Annotated in this window: 20 protein-coding genes and 1 riboswitch; of the genes, 9 read left to right on the top strand and 11 right to left on the bottom strand. The window is 69.3% G+C overall.

Features of this window, described 5'->3' with window-relative positions:
- Window positions 1–42: 42 nt before the first annotated feature.
- From mraY to F5544_RS15455, 3 genes are read right to left on the bottom strand one after another with little or no spacing between them, the layout of a single operon-like run.
- Complete coding sequence (gene mraY / locus F5544_RS15465; protein WP_167473844.1) at window positions 43–1,119, bottom strand: phospho-N-acetylmuramoyl-pentapeptide-transferase; 1,077 nt, start codon at window positions 1,117–1,119, stop codon at window positions 43–45.
- The gene (locus tag F5544_RS15460; RefSeq protein WP_167473843.1) at window positions 1,116–2,600 is read right to left on the bottom strand and encodes a UDP-N-acetylmuramoyl-tripeptide--D-alanyl-D-alanine ligase; all 1,485 of its coding nucleotides are present in this window, start codon (window positions 2,598–2,600) and stop codon (window positions 1,116–1,118) included. Before F5544_RS15460 ends, mraY begins: the two co-directional genes overlap by 4 nt.
- Complete coding sequence (locus tag F5544_RS15455) at window positions 2,597–4,159, bottom strand: UDP-N-acetylmuramoyl-L-alanyl-D-glutamate--2,6-diaminopimelate ligase (protein ID WP_238847452.1); 1,563 nt, start codon at window positions 4,157–4,159, stop codon at window positions 2,597–2,599. Before F5544_RS15455 ends, F5544_RS15460 begins: the two co-directional genes overlap by 4 nt.
- Window positions 4,160–4,614: 455 nt before the next feature.
- Here F5544_RS15455 and F5544_RS15450 point away from each other — a divergent pair, with 455 nt between their 5' ends.
- Window positions 4,615–4,824 (top strand): hypothetical protein, encoded by a 210-nt coding sequence (locus tag F5544_RS15450; RefSeq protein ID WP_167473842.1) that lies wholly within the window; start codon window positions 4,615–4,617, stop codon window positions 4,822–4,824.
- Window positions 4,825–4,861: 37 nt separating this feature from the next.
- Here the strand turns inward: F5544_RS15450 and F5544_RS15445 are convergent, their stop codons facing one another.
- The 6 genes from F5544_RS15445 to F5544_RS15420 form a co-directional block, all read right to left on the bottom strand.
- Window positions 4,862–6,625 (bottom strand): peptidoglycan D,D-transpeptidase FtsI family protein, encoded by a 1,764-nt coding sequence (locus F5544_RS15445; RefSeq protein ID WP_167479218.1) that lies wholly within the window; start codon window positions 6,623–6,625, stop codon window positions 4,862–4,864.
- A 146-nt stretch (window positions 6,626–6,771) separates the two neighbouring features.
- Window positions 6,772–7,722 carry a hypothetical protein gene (locus tag F5544_RS46350; protein ID WP_238847257.1) on the bottom strand — a complete coding sequence of 317 codons (951 nt, stop codon included), beginning with the start codon at window positions 7,720–7,722 and terminating at the stop codon, window positions 6,772–6,774.
- Window positions 7,723–7,783: 61 nt separating this feature from the next.
- On the bottom strand, window positions 7,784–8,773 hold the full coding sequence (gene rsmH / locus F5544_RS15435) for a 16S rRNA (cytosine(1402)-N(4))-methyltransferase RsmH (protein ID WP_428847173.1): 990 nt from the start codon (window positions 8,771–8,773) through the stop codon (window positions 7,784–7,786).
- 160 nt (window positions 8,774–8,933) lie between these two features.
- Complete coding sequence (gene mraZ / locus F5544_RS15430; RefSeq protein ID WP_167473840.1) at window positions 8,934–9,365, bottom strand: division/cell wall cluster transcriptional repressor MraZ; 432 nt, start codon at window positions 9,363–9,365, stop codon at window positions 8,934–8,936.
- Window positions 9,366–9,775: 410 nt separating this feature from the next.
- A complete protein-coding gene (locus tag F5544_RS15425) occupies window positions 9,776–10,201 on the bottom strand; it encodes a DUF3040 domain-containing protein (RefSeq protein WP_167473839.1) in 426 nt (141 codons plus the stop codon).
- Between the two features lie 135 nt (window positions 10,202–10,336).
- Complete coding sequence (locus tag F5544_RS15420) at window positions 10,337–10,777, bottom strand: SAV_6107 family HEPN domain-containing protein (protein ID WP_167473838.1); 441 nt, start codon at window positions 10,775–10,777, stop codon at window positions 10,337–10,339.
- Between the two features lie 150 nt (window positions 10,778–10,927).
- On the opposite strand from F5544_RS15420, the gene F5544_RS15415 reads away from it, so the two are divergent.
- The 5 genes from F5544_RS15415 to F5544_RS15395 all read left to right on the top strand — a co-directional run bounded on the left by F5544_RS15415 (window position 10,928) and on the right by F5544_RS15395 (window position 16,210).
- Window positions 10,928–11,548, top strand: a complete 621-nt coding sequence (locus F5544_RS15415) for a GNAT family N-acetyltransferase (protein WP_167473837.1) — start codon at window positions 10,928–10,930, stop codon at window positions 11,546–11,548.
- Complete coding sequence (locus F5544_RS15410; RefSeq protein WP_167473836.1) at window positions 11,548–13,137, top strand: phytoene desaturase family protein; 1,590 nt, start codon at window positions 11,548–11,550, stop codon at window positions 13,135–13,137. Before F5544_RS15415 ends, F5544_RS15410 begins: the two co-directional genes overlap by 1 nt.
- Window positions 13,138–13,547: 410 nt before the next feature.
- Complete coding sequence (locus tag F5544_RS15405; RefSeq protein ID WP_167479217.1) at window positions 13,548–14,312, top strand: carotenoid biosynthesis protein; 765 nt, start codon at window positions 13,548–13,550, stop codon at window positions 14,310–14,312.
- 10 nt (window positions 14,313–14,322) lie between these two features.
- On the top strand, window positions 14,323–15,063 hold the full coding sequence (locus F5544_RS15400) for an LppM family (lipo)protein (RefSeq protein ID WP_428847172.1): 741 nt from the start codon (window positions 14,323–14,325) through the stop codon (window positions 15,061–15,063).
- A gap of 13 nt (window positions 15,064–15,076) precedes the next feature.
- Window positions 15,077–16,210, top strand: a complete 1,134-nt coding sequence (locus tag F5544_RS15395) for a glycosyltransferase (protein ID WP_167479215.1) — start codon at window positions 15,077–15,079, stop codon at window positions 16,208–16,210.
- Between the two features lie 80 nt (window positions 16,211–16,290).
- Here the strand turns inward: F5544_RS15395 and F5544_RS15390 are convergent, their stop codons facing one another.
- A complete protein-coding gene (locus F5544_RS15390; RefSeq protein WP_167473835.1) occupies window positions 16,291–17,055 on the bottom strand; it encodes a class I SAM-dependent methyltransferase in 765 nt (254 codons plus the stop codon).
- A gap of 203 nt (window positions 17,056–17,258) precedes the next feature.
- On the opposite strand from F5544_RS15390, the gene F5544_RS15385 reads away from it, so the two are divergent.
- Window positions 17,259–18,041, top strand: a complete 783-nt coding sequence (locus F5544_RS15385; RefSeq protein WP_167473834.1) for a VirB8/TrbF family protein — start codon at window positions 17,259–17,261, stop codon at window positions 18,039–18,041.
- 6 nt (window positions 18,042–18,047) lie between these two features.
- On the opposite strand, the gene F5544_RS15380 is transcribed toward F5544_RS15385, so the two are convergent.
- Window positions 18,048–18,725: a hypothetical protein gene (locus tag F5544_RS15380; RefSeq protein WP_238847256.1), complete on the bottom strand. Its 678-nt coding sequence runs from the start codon at window positions 18,723–18,725 to the stop codon at window positions 18,048–18,050.
- A 208-nt stretch (window positions 18,726–18,933) separates the two neighbouring features.
- Window positions 18,934–19,028: riboswitch (SAM riboswitch) on the top strand.
- A gap of 6 nt (window positions 19,029–19,034) precedes the next feature.
- Between F5544_RS15380 and F5544_RS15375 the strand changes: the two genes are divergently transcribed.
- Together F5544_RS15375 and F5544_RS15370 are read left to right on the top strand one after the other, a co-directional pair.
- Entirely contained in the window at window positions 19,035–20,015 is a 981-nt protein-coding gene (locus F5544_RS15375) for an amino acid ABC transporter permease (protein ID WP_167473832.1), read from the top strand.
- Complete coding sequence (locus F5544_RS15370) at window positions 20,012–20,785, top strand: amino acid ABC transporter ATP-binding protein (RefSeq protein WP_167473831.1); 774 nt, start codon at window positions 20,012–20,014, stop codon at window positions 20,783–20,785. Before F5544_RS15375 ends, F5544_RS15370 begins: the two co-directional genes overlap by 4 nt.
- Window positions 20,786–20,798 lie beyond the last annotated feature (13 nt).

Raw genomic sequence — 20,798 nt, 5'->3', positions numbered from 1 at the left:
TGATCGCAGGGCCCTCGGAGAATGTTCGACCATCGTTATGCTTCACCCGACCGCGGAAAGGTATTGGCTGTAGAACAGGCCGAGTCCGACCGCCGACGCGATCCCGGCCAACAGCCAGAACCGGATGATCACGGTCGTCTCCGCCCACTTGCTGAGTTCGAAGTGATGATGGAACGGCGCCATCTTGAACAACCGGTTGCGGGTGGTGCGGAATACCACCACCTGCAACACCACCGACGCCGCCTCGGCGACGAACAGCGCGCCGATCACGATCATCAGCAGTTCGGTCCGGCTGGTGATGGACAGTCCGGCCAGCAGACCGCCCAACGCGAGCGAACCGGTATCGCCCATGAAGATCTTGGCCGGGGCCGCGTTCCACCATAGGAAGCCGACGCAGGCCGCCGCGCCCGCCGCGCAGACCAGTGCCAGGTCCAGCGGGTCGCGGACGTTGTAGCAGCCGGCCTCCGGCTTGGTGGAGCAGGCGTGGTAGTACTGCCAGAACGTGATGATCACGTAGCCGCCGAGCACCAGGCTCATCGATCCCGCGGCCAAACCGTCCAGGCCGTCGGTCAGGTTCACCGCGTTGGACCAGGCCACCACCACGAAGCAGACGAAGCACAGGAAGATGATCACGCTCATCGACACCGTGGTGATGTCGCGGACGTAGGACAGGTGCCTGCTCGCGGGCGTCAACCCGTTCTCGCCGCGGAATCGCAGTGCCAGCACGCCGAATACGACGGCCGCGCTCAACTGCCCGAGGTATTTGCCCGCCGCGGTGAGGCCCAGATTGCGCTGCTTGCGGATCTTGATGAAATCGTCGACGAAGCCGACGGCGCCGAGGAAGGTCGCCAGGCCGAGCACCAGCAGCGCCGATGCGGATGGTCCGTCGGCGTGGTAGCCGATGCCGATCAGGTGCGAACCCAGATATCCGGCCCACATGCCGATCACGATGGCGACGCCGCCCATGGTCGGCGTGCCGCGCTTGGCCTGGTGCGAGGCCGGGCCGTCCACCCGGATCTCTTGTCCGAAGCCCTGTTTGGCGAACATCTTGATCAGCAGGGGCGTGAGCAGGATCGAGACGGCGAGCGCGATGGCCGCCGCGAACAGGATCTGCCTCATTTAACCGCCTCTCCACCGGTCAGATGTTCGGCGACCTCCCAGAGGCCGACCGACTTGGATGCCTTGACCAGCACCACGTCACCCGGCTCGACGGAGGCGTCGAGCAGCGCGATGGCCGCGCCGATATCGGGGACGAGGACCGATTCCTCGCCCCATGAGCCTTCCATCACCGCTCCCTGGTGCATCGCCCGGGACGGCCTTCCGGTGCCGACGACGACGAGCCGGTCCACGTCCAGGCGCACGGCCAGCCGTCCGATCCGATCGTGTTCGACGACGGATTCCTCGCCCAGTTCGGCCATTTCGCCGAGCACCGCCCAGCTCCTGCGCGGCGCCGCACCCGCCCGCGACATGGTGACCAGCGCCTTGAGCGCCGCGCGCACCGAATCCGGGTTCGCGTTGTACGAGTCGTTGACGACGGTGACGCCGGATGCGGTGGTGCGCACATCCATCCGCCGTTCCGAGACCGCGTGCGCGCCGGACAGCGCCGCCGCGATGGTCTCCGGATCCGCGCCGCATTCCATGGCGACCGCGGCGGCCGACAGGGCATTGCCCACCTGATGTTCGCCGTGCACGGCCAACCGGATTCCGATGCTGCCCTTGGGGGTGTGCATGGTGAATTCGGCGCGCGCCTCGGCGTCGAGACGGATATCGGTGGCCCGGATCTGGGCGCCGGCGGCCTGACCGACCGTCACCACCCTGGCGCGGGTCCGCTCGGCCATCGCGGCCACCTGCGGGTCGTCGGCGTTGAGCACGGCCAGCCCGGACGACGGAAGTGCTTCCACCAGTTCGCCTTTGGTCTTGGCGATGGCCTCGCGGCTGCCGAACTCGCCTAGGTGGGCGGTGCCGACATTGAGCACTACGCCGATGCCCGGCGGTACGACGCGGCTCAGCGCGGCGATGTGGCCGGGGCCGCGGGCCGAGAGCTCCAACACCAGGAAGCGGGTATCGGCGTTGGCGCGCAACGCCGTCCACGGATGCCCCAGCTCGTTGTTGAACGAGCCGGGCGGCGCGACCACCGGCCCGAGCGGTGAGAGCACCGCGGCGAGCAGATCCTTGGTCGAGGTCTTACCGGACGAACCGGTGACCCCGACCACCGTGAGACCGCCCGCGGCGGTGAGCCTTTCGACGCTGACCCGGGCCAGGGTGGCCAGGGCGGCGAGCACCGCGGCGCCGGAACCGTCCGAATCACCGGCCAGCGCAACGGAACTCGCGGGTACCGCGCCCGGATTCGGGGCGACCACGATGGCGGGCACGCCCACCGGCCTGGCCGCGAGCACCGCGACCGCACCCGCCGCGACCGCGGCCCGCGCGTAATCGTGGCCGTCCGCGTTCGCACCGGGCAACGCCAGGAACAGATCACCGGAACCGATTCGGCGCGAATCGAATTCGACCGCGCCCGGCACCGTCACCTCCGGGTCGGGTACGTCGTGCAGCGTGCCGCCGACGACCTCCGCGATCTCCCGCAGTGTCATCTCGATCATGAAACCGTCAAGTCCTTCGTGTCCGACCCCTGCGGACCCTGTTCTAGTGACTGATGGGACTCCCCCGGATGGGTGGCTTGGCCCGGATGGGTGGTCTGGCCGAGTCGCCGGTCGATGGCGGCGGCGAGCACGTCGCGGTCGTCGAACGGATGCTTGACGCCCCGGATCTCCTGCCCCGGCTCATGGCCCTTGCCCGCGATGAGGACCGCGTCGCCGGGCCCGGCCCACTCGACGGCGGCGGCGATGGCGGCCGCCCGGTCGCCGAGTTCGCGCACCTCGGCCCGATCGGCGGCCGGAACCTGTTGCGCGCCTTCGCGTACCGCGGCCCGGATGACCGCGGGATCCTCGCCGCGCGGATTGTCGTCGGTGACGATCAGCAGTTCGGTCCCGGTCGCCGCAGCCGCGCCCATGAGCGCCCGCTTGCCCGCGTCCCGGTCGCCGCCCGCGCCGACCACGACGGCGAGCCGCCCGGCGGTATCGGCGGCGAGGTGTTCGCGCAGCGTCGCGATCACCGATTCCAGCGCGGCGGGTTTGTGCGCGTAGTCGACGATGGCCAGGAAGTCCTGCCCGCGTTCCACCCGCTGCATCCGGCCCGGCACGTCGACGTGGGCCAGCGCGGACGCGGCGGTCGCCGGATCCACTCCGGCCGCGGCGCAGACCGCCACCGCGAGCAGACCGTTCGCGACGTTGTAGCGGCCCGGCAGCCGAAGGCGAACGGGCACCGCGCCGTTCGGGCCCGCGGCGGTGAATTCCTGTGCGCCGCCGTGCGCCTCGATCGGCCCGGAGACGCTCCAAACACCGGAACCGTTGGTGGACACCGTGATCGGGCGTTCCAGCGACTCAGCGAGGCGCACACCCCACTCGTCGTCGACGCAGATCACCGCGGTGCGCGCGGCGATCGGCGAATCCGCCTCGAACAGTTTGCGTTTGGCGGCGAAGTAGTCTTCGAAATCGGCGTGGAAATCCAGGTGGTCCTGGGACAGGTTGGTGAACGCGCCCACCGCGAACCGCACCCCGTCCACCCGGCCCAGCGCCAGCGCGTGACTGGACACCTCCATCACCACCGCGTCGACGCCCTTTTCGACCATCACCGCGAACATCGCGTGCAGCTGCGGCGCCTCCGGCGTGGTGAGCGCGCTCGGCACCCGCTGCCCGCCGATCCGGGTCTCGATGGTGCCGATCAGTGCGGTGGACAGTTTCGCGGCCGCGAGCCCGGCCTCCACCAGGTAAGAGGTGGTGGTCTTGCCGGAGGTGCCGGTGATGCCGATGATGCGCAGCCGGTCCGAGGGGCGACCGTAGATCGTGGCGGACAGCTCGCCGAGCACCGCGCGCGGGTCGTCGACCACCAGCACCGGAACGGGCAATTCGCCCGCCAGCTCGGCGCCGGCCGGATCGGTCAGCACCGCGACGGCGCCCCGCTCGACCGCGCCCCCCGCGTAGGCCGCGCCGTGTGCCCGCGCGCCCGGCATGGCCGCGAACAGGTCGCCGGGCAGCACCGCGTCCGATCGCTGCTCGATCCCGGTCACCGAAACCGGTGCGGCGTCCGCCGCGCCGCGCATCCGCGCGGAGATGGCGGAGGCCAGCGTCGTCAGCGGGGTCGCGGGCGGATGCGCCGGGCGCAACGCACGCGATTGACCGAACTGCACAGAAACCAGGCTCCTCTCGGCGGCGGTGATCGAGGTGTCAGGTTACCGGCGCGGGCCCACTGCTCGACCACGCGGTCCCCGGCATCAATCCCGCACGCCCAACCCTACGATGGCGGTCGGCCGAGAGCGGGACCGCCACGCGGGGTACCGACCGGGAAACGCACGGTGTCCGTTCCGGATCGATGTCCCGCGCCGGGACGGTCCGCGCGGAGACCACGGCCCGGCATCGGCCGGTCGGGTCCGGGTGTGGCGCGAGCTGCCGACCTCCTGCCAGCTTCCTGCCAAACATTCACGGGGCCAACAGTTTTCGGGCTACCGTCGCTTGCAGGGGGAAGCCTCCCCTGTCTTCACATCAATGGAGGGGCAATATGACCGTGATTCGAATCGCCACCGCCGGATTGGCCATCGCGGCGGCGGGGCTGTTGCTGCCGGTTGTCGCGGCGAATGCCGATACCGGTGATCGAAATGTGTGCAACACCATCGCGGATCGCGGCAACAGGCTGTACGACACGCGTGGGAACGTCGTCGCGAGCTGCCAGCTCGCACCGGACGGCCATGTGTTCTGGGGACAGGTTTAAAACAATAACGGGCCCGGCGATCCGGGCCCGTTTCCCGTTATCCGGCCTGGAGGACGAATCGCTTCGACGGTGTCGGCGACGGGGGAACGCGGTCGCGCTGCAACGCCCAGGAGGCGATGTTGTGGAACAGGGGTGCGGCCGACTGGCCGCCGCTGCCGTCCGAACTGCGCACCGGATTGTCCATCATGAGACCGATGACGTACCGCGGGTTGTCGGCCGGGGCCATGCCCGCGAACGTGATGTAGAACGCCGAGGTCGAATAGCAGTGGCAGCTCGGATCGACCTTCTGCGCGGTACCGGTTTTCCCGGCGATCTGATAACCCTCGATCGCCGCGGGCCAACCCGTGCCGTTCTGGTTGGAGTTCATCGGATCTCGCTGGGTGACGGCCTGGAACATGGTGCGCAGCGTCGCGGCGGTCTGCGGGCTCACCACCCGCACACCCTCCGGCTGCTGTTCCTCGGTGCGGGTGCCGTCGGGCGCCGTCTTGGCCTTCACGATCCGCGGCGGGATGCGCACGCCGTCGTTGGCGATGGCCTGATACATCCCGGCCATCTGCAGGGTGGTCAGCGAAAACCCTTGTCCGATAGGCAGGTTCGCGAAGGTGCCGCCGGACCACTGTCCGCGGGGCGGCACCACGCCCGCGCTCTCACCGGGCAGGCCGACACCGGTGCGCTGGCCGAGGCCGAAGCGGTGCAGCATATCGGCGAACCGCTCATCGCCGACCCGCTGCGCCAACATCAGCGTGCCGACATTGGACGACTTACCGAAGATGCCGGTGGTGGTGTACGGCGCGGTGCCGTGCGGCCACGCGTCGTGCACGGTGACACCCGACATCTGGATCTCACCCGGAACCTGAAGCACCTCATCGGGATTCGTGAGCCCGTATTCGATGGAGGCCGCGGCGGTGACGATCTTGTTCACCGAACCGGGCTCGAAGACCTCCTGCACCGCCGGATTGCCCATATCGGCCGCCGCCCAATCCTTCGGCGGCAGTGACGGATTGAACGTATTGTCGTTCGCCATGGCCAGCACCTGCGCGGTCTTGGCGTCGAGCACGACCGCCGAAACACCGTTGGCCCCGGACAATTCCTTCGCCTGCTGCACCTGCTGCTGGACGTAGTACTGCAGGTCCGAGTCCAGGGTCAGCTCGACGCCGGATCCGTTGACGGCCTGCTGCCGGTCGCGCCAGCTGCCGGGGATCACGGCGCCGTCGGAGCCGCGGTCATAGGTCAGCGAGCCGTCGGTGCCCGCGAGGGCCGAATCCAGCGAGGCCTCCAGGCCGATTTGACCGTGGCCGTCCCAGCCGGTGGTGCCGATGACATTGGCCGCGAGTGAACCGCCGGGATGCTCCCGCTGGTAGTGGGTGTCGGCGCCGACCTCCGGGAAGTCGGCGCGAATATCCGCGGCGATCCTCGGCTCGACGTTCTGCGCCAGGCTGACGAACTGTTTGTCGCTGCGCAGCTTGGTCAGCAGATCCGACTCCGACGGACCCGATTTACCGAGCTTGTCGTGCACACCCTTCGCGATGGCCTTCAGCCGCTCGTCCGGATCGGGCGCCTTGTCGCTCTTCTCCTTCGCGGCCGCGAGCTGCTTTCGGACCGCGACCGGCAGGAAGGTCAGCTCCTTCGCGGCGATCGAGAAGGCGAGCGATTTGCCGTTGCGGTCGGTGATCGGACCGCGGGTCGCGTAATCGGGCTCGCGTGTGGTGCGCTGACTGGCCGCCTGGGCGGATAGGGACGGCGCGGAAATGCTTTGGATATACAGCAATTGGAGCGCGACGACGAGCAGGGCGACCAGCATCACGATGCGGCCGAAGCCGAGCCGCAGCCGCAGCGGGCGCTCCGGGACGGCCTGACTCGCGGACGCTCTCGGCTTCCTGGACGGCGCGGGCCCGCGTCGCTGCTGCGGCGCGGGCCTGCTCTGCCTGCGTGTGGACGTCTGTCTGGTCACTGCGGCGTACCCCCGGTGGGCTGCGGGTTCGGAAGCGCTTCCGGCTGCGGGGTTTCCGCGGGCACGGGCGGCGGAGCCGGATTCGGCGGCGGCGCCTGATTCGCCGGTTGAGCGGGATTTGCCGGAGGCTGAGGCGGATTCGCCGGGGGCTGAGCGGGATTCGGCGATGGGGCCGGGTTCGCGGCCTGTTCCGGAGCCGGATTCGGCGGCGGTGGCGCCGGACTCGCGGGCGGCTGGGCCGGATTGACCGGCGCGGCTGCCGGATTCGCCGGAGCCTGGGCCGGGCCCGGTTGAGCGCCCGGTACCGCAGCGGCATTCGCGGCGGGGTCGGCGGGCTGGGCCGGGGCGGGCGTCGGCGGCTTCGTGGTCGTCGGCACCGGAACCACCCGTTCGCCGCGCGCCTGCGCGTTGCCCGCCTGCGGCCCGTCGGACGCGGTCGGCGAGACGTTCAGCGGCGGCACCGGTGTGCCCTGCGCGGGCGCCGGCTTGCCGATCACGGTGATCGCGCCGTCGGGGCCGACCACCAGCCGGGCCGGGTCCTTCGCCGGAATCATGCCCAGATCCCTTGCCCTGGCGGCCAATTCGGGTGCGGAATCGGCGGCCTCCACCTCACGCTGCAGTGCGGCCCGCTCATCGGCGAGCGTGCGGTTGGTCTGTCTGGCGTCGCTGAGCTGATAGCTGTCCTCGGCGGCCCTGGTGGTGAGCAGCAGTGTCAACGCGAGTCCGCAGCCGAGCAGCGCGATGATCGCCGCGACGAACGGGATCCGCCCCGCCGTCATCTCCGCCATCTTGCGCGACGGCAGTACCGGCGCATCCGACCGCTGCTCCGCCCGGCTCCGGCGGCGGGCGTAGGCCCGTTGTGCCGCACCGGATTTCACCCGCTCGGCATCCTGCGCACGCCGGGCGACCCGACCCGGCGCGGCCACCGCGCGCGTCCGCATGCTCATCCTCTCCCCTCCTGCTGTGTCTGCGCGGGACATCCGCATCCACCGGAGCCGATATGCGGGATCATCGGCTCACCTCCACCCGCTCGGCGGCGCGCATCCGCACCGGCGCCGCGCGCGGGTTCTCCTCGATCTCCGCCTCCGTCGCCTTCTCCGCGCCGCGGGTCAGCATCCGGAATTCCGGTCCCATACCGGGCAATTCGACCGGTAGGCCGGCCGGTGTCCTGGATGCCGACCGCGTCGCCAGCTCCTGTTTGACCACCCGGTCCTCCAGCGACTGATAGGACATGACCACGATCCGCCCGCCGACGCGCAGCGCGTCCAGCGCCGCGGGCAGCGCGGCCCGCAGCGAGTCGAGTTCGCCGTTGACCTCCACCCGAAGTGCCTGAAAGGTCCGTTTGGCCGGATGTCCCCCGGTGCGCCTGGTCGCGGCGGGGATGGTGTCGTAGAGCAGCTCCACCAGTTCGGCGCTGGTGGTGAAGGGCTTGCGGGCGCGCCTGCGCAGTACCTCGCTGGCGATCTTGCCCGCGAACCGTTCCTCCCCATAGGTTTTCAGCACCCGGGCCAAGTCGCCGTGGCTGTAGGTATTGAGCACGTCGGCGGCCGTCGGCCCGGTGGTCGGATCCATCCGCATATCGAGCGGCGCGTCCACCGAGTAGGCGAAGCCGCGGTCGGCCTCGTCCAGCTGCATCGAGGACACGCCGAGGTCCATCAAGATGCCCGACACCGCACCGGTCGCGGGCAGTCCGGCCTCGCCGAGCGCCGCGGCTATGCCGTCATATCTGGTGTGCACCAACGTGATTCGGTCGGCATAGGGTGCGAGCCTGGCCCGAGCCAGCTCCAGCGCCGACGTATCGCGGTCCAGACCGACCAGGCGTAGGTGCGGATAGGTGCGTAAAAAATATTCGGCGTGTCCGCCGAGTCCGAGTGTCGCGTCGAGGTAGACCGCGCCGGGTTCGCTCAGCGCGGGGCCGAGCAGCGCGTCGGCCCGGGTGAGCAGCACCGGAACATGGCGGGGGCCGGGCTGCTCATGATTCACCTCGACCTCCCGGATCCACGCTTGCTTGCGGTCGCCTTGTCAGACTTAAGCTTTCGAAAGCCAATCGAATGGCGAGTGCCGCGTGGTCTCTGACCGAATACGGCACCTGGCGTCGGGGAAGTACGTCAGGGTCCGCGTCCGGGCAGAGGCCGCGTGGCACTCGCCTCGCTCGGGGCTAGAAGATTCCGCCCAGCGACTCGTCTCTCGCTTGCGCGTAATCCTCCTCATGCTCGGCGAGGTAGGACTCCCACGCCTGCTTATCCCATATTTCGAGGTAGTCGACCGCACCGATCACCACGCAATCCCTGCTCAGGTTGGCGTAGCGCCGATGGTCGGGCGACAAGGTGATCCGGCCTTGGGTATCCGGACGCTGCTCATCGGTTCCGGCCGCGAGTGCGCGGACGAACGCACGCGCCTGTGGGTTGCTTCGAGACGCCGCCGCCGCCCGCCGGGCGAGCGCGGTGAACTCCTCTTTCGGATACACGGCAAGGCTGTGGTCCTGACTCTTCGTGACCATCAACCCTCCCGCCAGATCGTCTCGAAACTTCGCAGGCAACGTCAGTCGCCCTTTGTCGTCCAACTTCGGTGTGTAGGTACCGAGAAACACCCCGGAACCTCCCTACTGGATCACCTCAGCTGGTACGGCCTCTCCTGTAGTGCGCGCTCCACATTACCCCACTTTCCCCCACTTTCAATCGAAACCACGGGTGATCTGGCTCCCCGCGTCCGCAATTTCCCAGGTCATCCCAGCTATCACGGGGTGGGAGAACTTTTTCCGTGTTCTGCCGACACGCGCGCCGCCTCGACACGATCGCCCGAAAACTGCCAGCAAACGGCCTGGTCGACCCCATTCGGCCGATCATGAAGGGTCGATGACGGAGGCTTGTGGGGCAATGTGGGGAGCGTCGGAAAGATCGCTAGGTAGGGGGCCTGACAGACAAGCGAAGACGGCGGCGCCGCACCGGAATTCGGTGCGGCGCCGCCGTCGTATATTGCCGCCGTCAGGCTACGGCCGGGTTAATCCTGTTCGAACCGCCGCCGGAAACGATCTTCCATGCGTTCGGAGAAACCACCGGACTTGCGCTGTCGCCCAGGCCCGCTCGATCCGCCACCGCTCGGCCCGCCGGACTGCGCGTCGCCGGAGCGGTTGCTCCGCGTCATACCCTTCGTGCTGCCGAGCAACAGCAGCACGCCCGCACCGAACATGACGATGAAACCGATCAGGCTGATGATCGGAAAGCCGCCGGGCTTCACTGGTGCGGCGATGCCGGCGACGAGTAGGAAAAGGCCGAGGACGAACAAGGCCGCGGCCTGGAGTCTGCGGCGACTCGAGGTCGAACGAAGACGTCCGCCGCGGACGGACGAGGCGAACTTCGGATCCTCAGCATAGAGCGCGCTCTCGATCTGTTCGAGCATGCGCTGCTCGTGCTCGGAGAGTGGCACGGTACCTCCCCCGGCACTAGGACGTGGCTGTCGCCTCCGGGTAGACGACAGACGGCCGACTTTTCGGGCCATCTGCCACCAATGATACGAGTTCGATCAGAGCCGTACCACAAGAAGACACCTACTCGGTGATAACTAAGCGGTCATGCCGCCGGACAGACCGGGCGCCGGACGCAGGCGTGAGGCGGTGGCCAGCAGGTCTTCCACATCGTGGAGGAATGCGCCGACCCGCGAGGCGAACTCGTCGGCGGTGTGATCATCGACATCCCGGTCCAGCCCGGCCTCCAGCGCGGCCCGCAACTCCGAATGCGCGCTGAAATAGTCCGCCCACATGACGAATTCCGGTGCGGCGCGCTGCATCAGCACCCACGCGTTGCGCGAGCGCGCCCGCGGCGCCGCATCGGCCCCCGTGAACGCGAGCACCGCGCCCGCACCGCGCAGCGCCGCGAGATACGCGGAGCGGAAACGCTCGCGCGGATCCCGCTCCCCCGCCGCCTGCATGAGCATGCCGTCGGCCCGCTCGAGCAGCTTGCTCGCGCGGCCGGGTTGCCCCGGATGACCGTTGCGACCAGACATCAGCCGTTCCTCCGCATTCGCCGCACCCCGGTCCCTTTGCGCCGCAATGCCGCACCGCGCGGACCGAACAGGTATTCGAACGTTTGAATTGAGCTTGAATATAGAGACGACCACCGACAAACTTCCGCGCGTGCGCGGCCGACGAGAGATATGACCGCCGTCAAGCCGAATCACACCCCAGCCCCAGCCGTCGTCGACCTCTCCGTCGCCGCCTTACGTTCCAGGTTGCACGACGCGCTGGCCGTCTATGTCGCGGCCATGGACTATCCGCGGGGTACCGAACAGCACCGCGCGCCGATGTGGACCGAACACACCACCCGTCCGGGATGGCAGGCGGTCGCGGCCGTCGTCCCCGACGACTCCGGGCGGATCGACCTGCGCAGGGCGCCGATCGTCGCCATCGCGTACGGGTACCGCGGCGCGCCGCATCAGTGGTGGCATCAGCAGGTGCACAGCGGCATGCGCCGCTCCGGCTGGCCGGAGCAGTCCGCGCGCGAACTACTTTCGGACTATTTCGAATTGACCGAACTACATGTGCATCCGGCCGCGCAGGGTCGCGGCATCGGCGGAACCCTGTTGACCAAACTTCTGCGGGAGCGCCAGGAACGCGCGGTATTGCTTTCCACCCCGGAGGTTGACCGCGAGGACAATCGCGCGTGGCGGTTGTACCGGCGGGCCGGATTCGGTGATGTCATCCGGAATTTCGTATTCGCCGGGGATAACCGGCCGTTCGCCATTCTCGGGCGGCGGCTGCCGCTGGAGGCGGGATAGTGAGCGTGCTCGTCATCGGCTCCGGGCACAACGCGCTCGTCGCCGCTTGCTATTTGGCGCGTGCGGGCGAGCGGGTCGAGGTGTTGGAGCGCGATACGGTGCTCGGCGGTGCGGTGTCCACCGTCGAGCGGTTTCCGGGTCATCTGGTGGATCGCGGGTCGTCGGCGCACCTGATGATCCGGCACACCGGGATCATCGAGGAGCTCGAGCTCGCGAATTTCGGGTTGCGGTACATCGATTGCGACCCTTGGGGTTTCGCGCCGGGCACCGGTGACGCGGCGGCCATCGTCTTCCATCGTGACCTGGCACGGACCTGTGCGTCGATCGAGAACGCCTGCGGCGCGGCGGATGCCGACGCCTATCGCCGGTTCGTCGGGGTGTGGGGGCCGCGCAGCGCCAGGGTGATGCGGGCGTTCGGTGGCGCACCGACCGGTGGGCATCTACTGCGCTCGTTCTGGGGGCTGGATCCGCGCAGCGCGGCGGGCGCGCGCGGGCGCGGCGACGGCGGCGCGCTTTCCCGTGAATTCCTGCAGTCCGGTGATGCGTTGCTGGACAGCTGGTTCCGGAGCGAACGCTTGAAGGCCGCGCTCGCCTGGTTCGGCGCGCAGTCCGGGCCGCCGATGTCGGAGCCGGGCACCGCGCCGATGGTGGGTTTCGCGGCGCTGATGCACACCCTGCCGCCGGGCCGGGCGGTCGGCGGAAGCGGCGCGCTCACAACGGCTCTCGTCGCGCGGCTGCGCGACGACGGCGGCACGGTCACCGCGGGCGATGCGGTGACGGCGCTGCGGCGGGACGGCGAAGGCTGGCGGGTGACCACGGCGTCGGGCCGAAACCTGTTCGCGGACACGGTGATCGCGGGCACACACATCCTGGCGACACTGGATATGTTGCGGGACGGCGGATTCGACGCGAGCACACTCGACGACTGGCGGCGACGGATCCGGGTCGGCCCCGGAATCGGCATGGTGGTGCGCGCGGCGACCACCGAATTACCCAGGTATCCGGGAAGTTCGCCGGACGAATCGGCGCACGGGCTGCAACTGCTCGTCGACGATCGGCGGCAGCTGCGGCTGGCGCACGGCGCGGCGCTGGCCGGGGAGTTGCCGCCGCGCCCGGTGGTGCTCGCGATGAGCTTCAGCGCGCTCGACCCGAGCATCGCCCCCGCCGGGGAACATCAGCTCTCACTGTGGGCGCAGTGGCATCCGTACCGGCTGGCCGACGGCGGCGACTGGGCCGGGCACGCCGAGCGGGAGGCGGACCGGATCGTCGCCGAGGTCGATTCGTACGCACCGGGTTTCGCGGATTCGGTGCGGCAGCGGTTCGTGCAGACGCCGGTCGATCTGGAACGCGAGCTCGGGCTGCGCGGCGGCAACGTGATGCATGTGGAGATGTCGCTGGATCAGATGATGCTGTGGCGGCCGCTGCCGGAGCTCGCCGGGCAGCGGGTGCCCGGTGCGCCGGGGTTGTATCTGACCGGGGCGTCGACGCATCCGGGTGGCGGGGTGTCCGGCGCGAGTGGACGGACGGCGGCGCGGCTGGTGCTGCGCGATCGGCGCAAGGGCCGGATTCCGTTGTTGCGCAGGCGATGAGCGAAACATCCGGTTCCGACCGCTCCGACCCGCCATCATCGACGGGCGGCGACCGGTCGGCGGCGGCCGAGCCGGAGTCGCTCCGGCCCACTGCCGCGTGCAATGCGACAGATCGTGCCGGACAATATGATTCGGCCGGGTCAGCCGCGGCGCGGGCATCTGAGTCGAGCCGGGGCCGGTCGAGATGGCTCGCCGGAGTTGCGCCGATCCCGGTCGCGACGACCCAGATCGCGGCGCAACCACCCGGGTCGAGGCGGATCCGGTCCAGATGGCTCGCCCGGGCCGCGCCGATCGCGCTCGCGACGACCCGTATCGTGGCGCAACCGCCCGAGCCGGGCCCGGTCCGGCGGAGATCGCTCGCCGGGGTCGCGCCGATCTTGCTCACGGCGGCCTGGGTCGCGGCGCAGATCATGTACCCGCTGGCCCACGGCGCTGCCCGGGATCGAATCACCGTGGGCGTGGTACTGCTTTCGACGGCAACGGCTTTGACGCACGCCGCAGGTACCCGAGGCATTCGTTATGCCGCGGGCCTGCTGACGATCGTGTCCGGACTCGGACTGCTGGCCGAAATACTCGGCACGGCAACCGGTTTCCCGTTCGGATGTTACGACTACGCGGACGGGCGGATCGGTCCCGCACTGGCCGGGGTGCCGCTGCTTGTGCCGCTGGCGTGGACCGGCGGGCTGTATCCGGTGTGGGTGGTGGCCGGGCTGCTGACGCGGAGGCGGGCGGTCCGTGTCGGGCTCACGGCGGTCGGCGCGGTCGGATGGGATCTGTTCCTCGATCCGCAGATGGTCGCGGACGGGCAGTGGACCTGGTGCGCGAGTGCGCCTGGGCTGCCGGGTATCGCGCAGATTCCGTACACGAATTATCTGGGCTGGTTCGCGGTCGCTCTGGTGATGGCCGGATTGCTGAGCCTGCTCGAGCAGGTCTCGCCGCGCCCGGCCGGGATGCCGGGCGTGCCGGTCGCGGTATTCCTGTGGACCTGGCTCGGTTCCGTGCTGGCGCATGCCGCCTTCCTCGGACTGCCGTATTCCGCCTGGTACGGCGGTGTCGGGCTGGGCATCCTCGGGATTCCGCTGCTGCTCGCCGGAATCCGGCGCGGGCACGGCGGTGTCGTGTGGCAGTCCGGGCGACCGGCCTGGCACGATGTGAGCCGTGCAGCCGAGCCCTGATCTCACGACCATGCCCGATGCCCCGGTGAAACGGATGCCGCGCAGGCGCGTACGCGTCGCGGCGGCGCTGCTGCTCGCGGTATTGCTGGCACCCGTGCTCGCGGGCTGCCTGCGGGTGCAGGTGTCGATGGGCGTCTCCTCCAACGACCGGGTGTCCGGCCGGATCGTCGCCGCCGTGGTGCCCGCCAACCCCGGTGACAAGGGCCCGCAGCTGAAGGCGCCCGACCCGATCGCGACGAAGGTCCGGGTGGAGAAGTACGCGCAGGACGGCTACGTGGGCAGTCAGGTGTTCTTCGAGGATCTGTCCTTCGGCGAGGTGCAGCAGCTGGGCGGGCTCTCCGATCAGACGCAGGGCATGTTCAACCTGCAGTTCCAGCGCACCGGCGATCTGGTCAGCATGAACGGCCGGGTCGACCTGAAATCCGTTCCGCCGCAAGGGTCGGACGTGCAGTTCACCATCGCCTTCCCGGCCCGGGTGGCCAAGACCAACGGCAATCGCGACGACGATTCCACCGTGTCGTGGAAGCTGCCGCCCGGTGATGTGTCGACGCTGCGCGCCGAGGTGAGCTACGCCGACCCCAACACCCGCTCGTTCGCCGGATGGGCGGGCATCGTCGGCGGTATCACGCTCGCGGTCGCCGCCGTGGTGGCGGCGGTGGCCTATATGGATCGCAATCCCGCACCGCCGCAGGGTTATCCGAAGGTGCGGATCTCGCTGTCGCGATGGTGGCGCGAGCGCGCCCGGCGCTGAGCGCGCCCCGGTGATCGGCGCGGCCGTCCGGGCGGGCGCGGGCATCGCGCTCGCGGGTTGTGCGGTGGCACTTGGTAATCGGCTCGGCGTCCGGCGGTTGTCCGGTGCGGCGGCCGCCGTGATCGAACCCATCACCGTCTGCGTTCCGGCGCGCGACGAGGCGACCCGGCTGCCCGGCTTGATCGCGGATCTGCGCGCGCAGGTCGACGTCGCGCGCATGCGGGTGCTGATCCTCGACGACGGGTCCACCGACGGCACCTCGGACGCCGCCGTCACCTCAATCGGAGATGACGTGCGGTTCACCGTGATTCGCGCTGGCGGCGAGCCCCCACCCGGCTGGACCGGCAAGGCGGCGGCGTGCGCCCGGCTGGCCGCCGCGGCCGATACCTCGGTGCTGATTTTTCTGGACGCCGATGTCCGGCTGGCGCCCGGCGCCGTCGCGAGCGCGGCGGGCGCGCTGCGCCGCAGCGGTGCCGCGCTGATATCCCCTTGGCCCCGACAGGAATTCGGCTCCTTCAGCGAGGCGCTGACGCAGCCGCTGCTGTGCTGGTCGTGGGCGTCGACGCTGCCCATCGCGCTCGCCAACCGGAGCTTACGACCGTCGACCGCGGTGGCCTGCGGGCAGTTCCTGGTGTTCGACGGCTCCGCCTATCGGTCCGTCGGCGGCCATGCCGTGGTGGCTGGCAGCCCGACCGAGGATCTGGATATCGCACGCGCACTGCGGCGTTCGGGCCTGCGCACCGAGCTGTTCGCGGCCGGACGGTTGGCGCGCACCCGGATGTATCGCGGCGCGGCGGAAGTGGACGACGGGTACACGCGCTGGTTGTGGTCCGCGTACGGCGGAACGGTATTCGGCGGTATCGCCGTCGGCGCGGTTGCCGCCCTTGCGTATTGGGTACCGCCATTGGCAATGATCTTCGGACGCGGCTCGGTGCGGCGCGCCGGAATCGTCGGCTACGCCGCGGCGGTGACGAGCCGAATCCTGGCCCGCACCACCGAATCCGCGGCCACCCCCACCCGCGCCGACGTACTCGCCGCCCTGGCCCATCCACTCTCGATCGCCGCCTACCTGCGGCTGTGGATCCGCTCCCGGCAAGCCCGTCGCCAGGGTCGGTTGCAGTGGAAGGGCCGTCGACTCGCCTCCTGATGTCCAGTGCTGCGGCGATTACCGGCAGCGTCCTGGAACGTCTCCGGGCCGTGGGCGGCACGGTCGAGATTCGCGGCGGATCAGCTCCTTCGGCACACCGCGAGATATTCGTGCTCCTCGTGCAGGAGCGCGCGCAGGCTCGGATGCGGACCCGGCGGCAGCACTCGGTCGCCGATCACGATCGCGGTCAATGTCAAACCCGTTCCGCTGAGCAATAATTCGAAATCGGCGGGCGTGTAGCAGCGCAGCCGCTGACTGATCCTGCGCTCCGGATCGGCGGGCTCCCACCAGGTATCGATCGCGGTGCAGGTGACCGGATCGAATTGCGTGAGCTCGCGCAGTTCGTGGCGGTAGCCCGCGGCGGGGTCCGGTTTCCGCTCCTCCTCGTCACCGTCCCAGGCGGCCCACACGAACGGGTTGAACACATCGATCAGCGCTTTTCCGTTGGGCCGCAACCACTCCCCCGCAAGGCGCGCGAACAGCCTGCGCTGGTCGGCATCGGATCCGACACCGAAGCCATTCCAGTAGCAGACGCTGTCGAACGACCCGTCGAGATCGACGGTGTAGAAGTCGGCTTTGTGGATCGTCAGCGATCCGGGGCCTGGGGCGGAGATGTCGGTGTGGTCGGCGCGGTCGCTGATCTCGATCGCGGTCACCGCGTATCCGGCCCGCGCCGTCGCCAGCGCGGTGGTGCCGTATCCGGATCCGAGTTCGAGGATCCGGCCCGATGCGGCGCCATATTCGCGCAGAAGACGGACGCGACGCCGGTCGCGATCGGTGATCCTGGCATCGGCCTCGGCCCACCAGTCGCCGGTTGTCGAGTAGAACTCGCGCACCCAATCCATATCGTCGAGCCAATCAGTAAAAAGCCGTTGGACCAACGGGTTTTCGATGCGGGCAGGGACGCTCGGTCGGTGATGGCGACTCCGGCGCAGATGGCGGACAGCACCCATCGGGCGGCGACTCGCCGAGGGGTCATGGCCGGTGACTCGATGCCGGAGGCCGTGGATATCATGGGCGAACTTTGGACTTCGCGGGAGGGGAAACCATGTCGACACCGGAGAATCCGGGCGGGATCGGATCCGATCCGAATGCCGCGCAGCCGAACCATGGGCCGTCCGCGACGCCGCCGTGGGCGGGCGGCGACAACCAACCGCCGCAAACGATTCCGCAACCACCGGCCCCCGCGGCCGGGAGTTGGCCGGGTGCGCCCGGATACGGTCCGCAGGCGGCCGGATTCGGGCAGCCGGGTTACGGTCAGTTCCCGATGCCCGGTTACCCGCAGACTGCTGGGGCGGGTAAGCGGCCGATCGGTTGGATCGTCGCCACCGCGGTGGCGGTGGTCGTCGCTATCGGCGCGGTGGTGGTCGGAGTCGTGCTCTCGGCGCAGAGCTCGAGCAAACGTGATTCGGCGGACCGAACGGCCGATCAGTTGCGCGCGCGGGCCGCCGATGTGGATGCGGCACGCACCGCGACATGTGATTTCGCCACCGCGATCAGCACGTACGACTACACCAAGCTCGACGCGTATCTCGCCGCGGTGAAAAAGGCGACGACGGGTGAGTTCCGCCAGACGTTCGCGGACGCCGCGAAGGCGCTGCAGGAGACGATGACGCAGGCCAAAACGAGCAGCACGCTCGCGGCGAAGCACTGCGGTGTCGAATCGTTCGACGGTGATCGGGCAACCGTGCTGGTCAGCATCGCCCAGGCGGTGACCAACGCGACCGGCGCGCAGCCGACGCAGCAGATCAACGCCATCGTCACGGTGGAGAAGCAGTCCGACGGCCGGTGGCTGGTGAGCAAGATGGATCAGGTGAACCAAACCCGCTGACGACGGTCAGGGCACGGCGACCACGCCGATCGTCGGCAGGAAGAAGCACGGCACGCCGCCGTTGTCGACCGTGCCGAACATGGCCGCGAGGACGGTGCCGGAGCCGGTGTCGACCGGGACCGCTCGAACGCCGCCCGCGGGCAGGGCCGCGAAGAAGAAGTCGCGGACGGCGCGTTCGGCGGCGGGGCGAACGGCGGCGGGCACCGAGGCCGGGACCATGGCGCGGAAGATATCGGACAGCGGACCCATGTCGGCGATGCCGCTGCGACCGTTGCCGAGATTGATCCAGGCCACCCGCATCCCCTCCGGCTGCGCGGAGTCGCGGCCGATGCCGTACGGCACGAAGGTGAAAAGGGTTTGGCCCGCCTTGGCCGCGGAAAGGTCGAGGCCGGGCACGGTGAGCGTTGTCCTCGGCCACGGGCCCGGCATGGCGACGCCGACGGCCGGTGACATGCCGAGCACGCTGCCGCTGGTGCAGAACGCGGCGGCGGTGGGATAGATGAACGGGTCCATGCCGAAGGCGCGCAGCCGGTCCATGGACGCCTGGTAGGCGGCCAGCAGATCGCCCGGCGCGGCCGCTTCCTGACGTGCGTCCGGCGCGACGGCCGGGTCCGCGGCGGCGCTGGGCAGCGCGATCAGCGGCGCGGCCAGCACGGCGGCAAGGGCGAGACAACGGCGCAACACGGTCACACCGTACCGCCGCCCGCGGTAGCCGACCGCTATTACCGACGGCGCGTCGCCGCCCACAGAGTGGCCGAGCCTGCCACATCATCGGGCAGGCGCGCGGCCCGGACAAGGGCCAGATTCACCGTGATTCCTACCGTTGTCCGGGGGTTGCGTTGCCGCGCATCATCATTGGGCTCGACCCTGCGACCGTACCGGGGGGTCGGTAACACCATCCAGAGCGATCGAGAGACCTGGCTCGCCGACGTCGCAGCAACCCCCCGGCTCACCGGGTGCGGGTGCTTCCGCCAGGAACGATGGAGGATCCGAATGACAGTCTCCGCCGCCCCCGCGCAATTGGGGGAATCCGACGGCAGACCCGAGGCGCCCGACCGGCCGGACGCGCCGACGGTCGCGCGCACCAGGCATCCATGGCGCTGGGTCGGCAGTGCCGTCGCGCTGCTGCTGGTCGCCCAGTTCGCGCACGGCCTGATCACCAATCCCGGTTGGGACTGGCCGACTTTCGCGAAATACTTCACCGCCCGCTCGGTGCTGCTGGCGCTGAAGGTGACGCTGGAACTGACCGCGCTCGGCACGGTGCTCGGCTTCCTGCTCGGCATCGCGTTGGCGGTGGCCCGGCTCTCGGACAATCCGGTGCTGCGGGTGATCGCCTGGGTCTACGTCTGGGCGTTCCGGTCGATACCGCTGATCGTGCAGTTGCTGTTCTGGTTCAACATCGCCTACCTGTATCACCGGCTCTCGGTCGGAATCCCGTTCGGCCCTTCGTTTTTCAGCTTCGAGGTGAACGGGGTGATCAGCGGGTTCAGCGCGGCGGTGCTCGGGCTGGCGCTGCATCAGGCCGCGTACTCGGCCGAGATCATCCGGGCCGGATTCCTCTCCGTCGACGCGGGCCAGCTGGAAGCCGCTGCGGCGCTTGGTCTTCCGCGCCTGCGCCAATTCCGCACCATCGTGCTGCCGCAGGCCATGCGCTCGGTCCTGCCGAATGCCGCGAACGAGGTGATCAGCCTGTTCAAGGGCACCTCGATCGTCTCGGTGATGGCCATCGCCGAACTCTTCTACCAGGTGCAGGTGATCTACGGGCGCAACGGGCGGGTGGTGCCGCTGCTCATGGTGGCCACCGTCTGGTACATCGTGCTCACCACGCTGCTGTCGATCGCGCAGTACTACATCGAGCGGCACTTCGCCAAGGGTGCGCACCGCACCCCGCCGCCGACGCCGCTGCAGCGGTTGCGGCGCAAATTCCAGGATATCGCCGCCATTTCGGCCGTGCCGCGCGGGGCGACCCGGTGACCGGCGCGCGGATACCCGCGGTCGAGGTGCGCGGAATCCACAAATCGTATGGGGCACACCAGGTTCTGCGCGGTATCGATCTCACGGTCCGCCCCGGTGAGGTGGTCGCGGTGATCGGGCCGTCCGGTTCGGGCAAGTCCACCTTCCTGCGAGTGCTCAACCACCTGGAGCCGCTGGACGCGGGCACCGTGCGCATCGACGGCGAACTGATCGGATACCGACTGCGGGGCAACAAGTTACACGCGCTGTCCGATCGCGAGGTGCGTAGGCAGCGCTCCCGGATCGGATTCGTCTTCCAGCAGTTCAACCTCTTCCCGCATCTCACCGCGCTCGAAAATGTCGCGCTGGCACCGATTTCCGCGCAGGGACGGCCGCGTGCCGAGGTCGAGGCGCAGGCCCGCGAACTGCTGGATCGGGTCGGCATCGGCGAATTGGCCGGCGCCTACCCGCGCACGCTGTCCGGCGGGCAGCAGCAGCGGGTGGCCATCGCCAGGGCGCTGGCGCTGCGGCCGCCGGTAATCCTTTTCGACGAACCGACTTCCGCGCTCGACCCGGAGCTGGTCGGCGAGGTGCTGGAGGTCATCCGCGGGCTGGCCCACCACGGCACCGCGCTGGTGATCGTCACCCACGAGATCGGGTTCGCCCGCGAGGTCGCCGACACGGTCGTCTTCCTCGACGACGGCGCGATCGTCGAGCAGGGCCCGCCCGATGCGGTGCTCGACCGCCCGGAACATCCACGCACCCAGGCCTTTCTGTCCCGTGTCCGCTGATCGATGAACAGGT

It is taken from the genome of Nocardia arthritidis, from assembly GCF_011801145.1.
Classification (GTDB): domain Bacteria; phylum Actinomycetota; class Actinomycetes; order Mycobacteriales; family Mycobacteriaceae; genus Nocardia; species Nocardia arthritidis_A.
This window is presented reverse-complemented; position numbering and strand designations above follow the sequence as displayed.

Bases quoted from the DNA above. Each gene is read 5' to 3' on its own strand.
- mraY (WP_167473844.1), bottom strand. From the start codon at position 1,119: ATGAGGCAGATCCTGTTCGCGGCGGCCATCGCGCTCGCCGTCTCGATC.
- F5544_RS15460 (WP_167473843.1), bottom strand. From the start codon at position 2,600: ATGATCGAGATGACACTGCGGGAGATCGCGGAGGTCGTCGGCGGCACG.
- F5544_RS15455 (WP_238847452.1), bottom strand. From the start codon at position 4,159: ATGCGCGGCGCGGCGGACGCCGCACCGGTTTCGGTGACCGGGATCGAG.
- F5544_RS15450 (WP_167473842.1), top strand. From the start codon at position 4,615: ATGACCGTGATTCGAATCGCCACCGCCGGATTGGCCATCGCGGCGGCG.
- F5544_RS15445 (WP_167479218.1), bottom strand. From the start codon at position 6,625: ATGCTGGTCGCCCTGCTCGTCGTCGCGCTCCAATTGCTGTATATCCAA.
- F5544_RS46350 (WP_238847257.1), bottom strand. From the start codon at position 7,722: ATGAGCATGCGGACGCGCGCGGTGGCCGCGCCGGGTCGGGTCGCCCGG.
- F5544_RS15420 (WP_167473838.1), bottom strand. From the start codon at position 10,777: ATGTCTGGTCGCAACGGTCATCCGGGGCAACCCGGCCGCGCGAGCAAG.
- F5544_RS15415 (WP_167473837.1), top strand. From the start codon at position 10,928: ATGACCGCCGTCAAGCCGAATCACACCCCAGCCCCAGCCGTCGTCGAC.
- F5544_RS15405 (WP_167479217.1), top strand. From the start codon at position 13,548: ATGTACCCGCTGGCCCACGGCGCTGCCCGGGATCGAATCACCGTGGGC.
- F5544_RS15400 (WP_428847172.1), top strand. From the start codon at position 14,323: ATGCCCGATGCCCCGGTGAAACGGATGCCGCGCAGGCGCGTACGCGTC.
- F5544_RS15390 (WP_167473835.1), bottom strand. From the start codon at position 17,055: ATGGATTGGGTGCGCGAGTTCTACTCGACAACCGGCGACTGGTGGGCC.
- F5544_RS15385 (WP_167473834.1), top strand. From the start codon at position 17,259: ATGTCGACACCGGAGAATCCGGGCGGGATCGGATCCGATCCGAATGCC.
- F5544_RS15375 (WP_167473832.1), top strand. From the start codon at position 19,035: ATGACAGTCTCCGCCGCCCCCGCGCAATTGGGGGAATCCGACGGCAGA.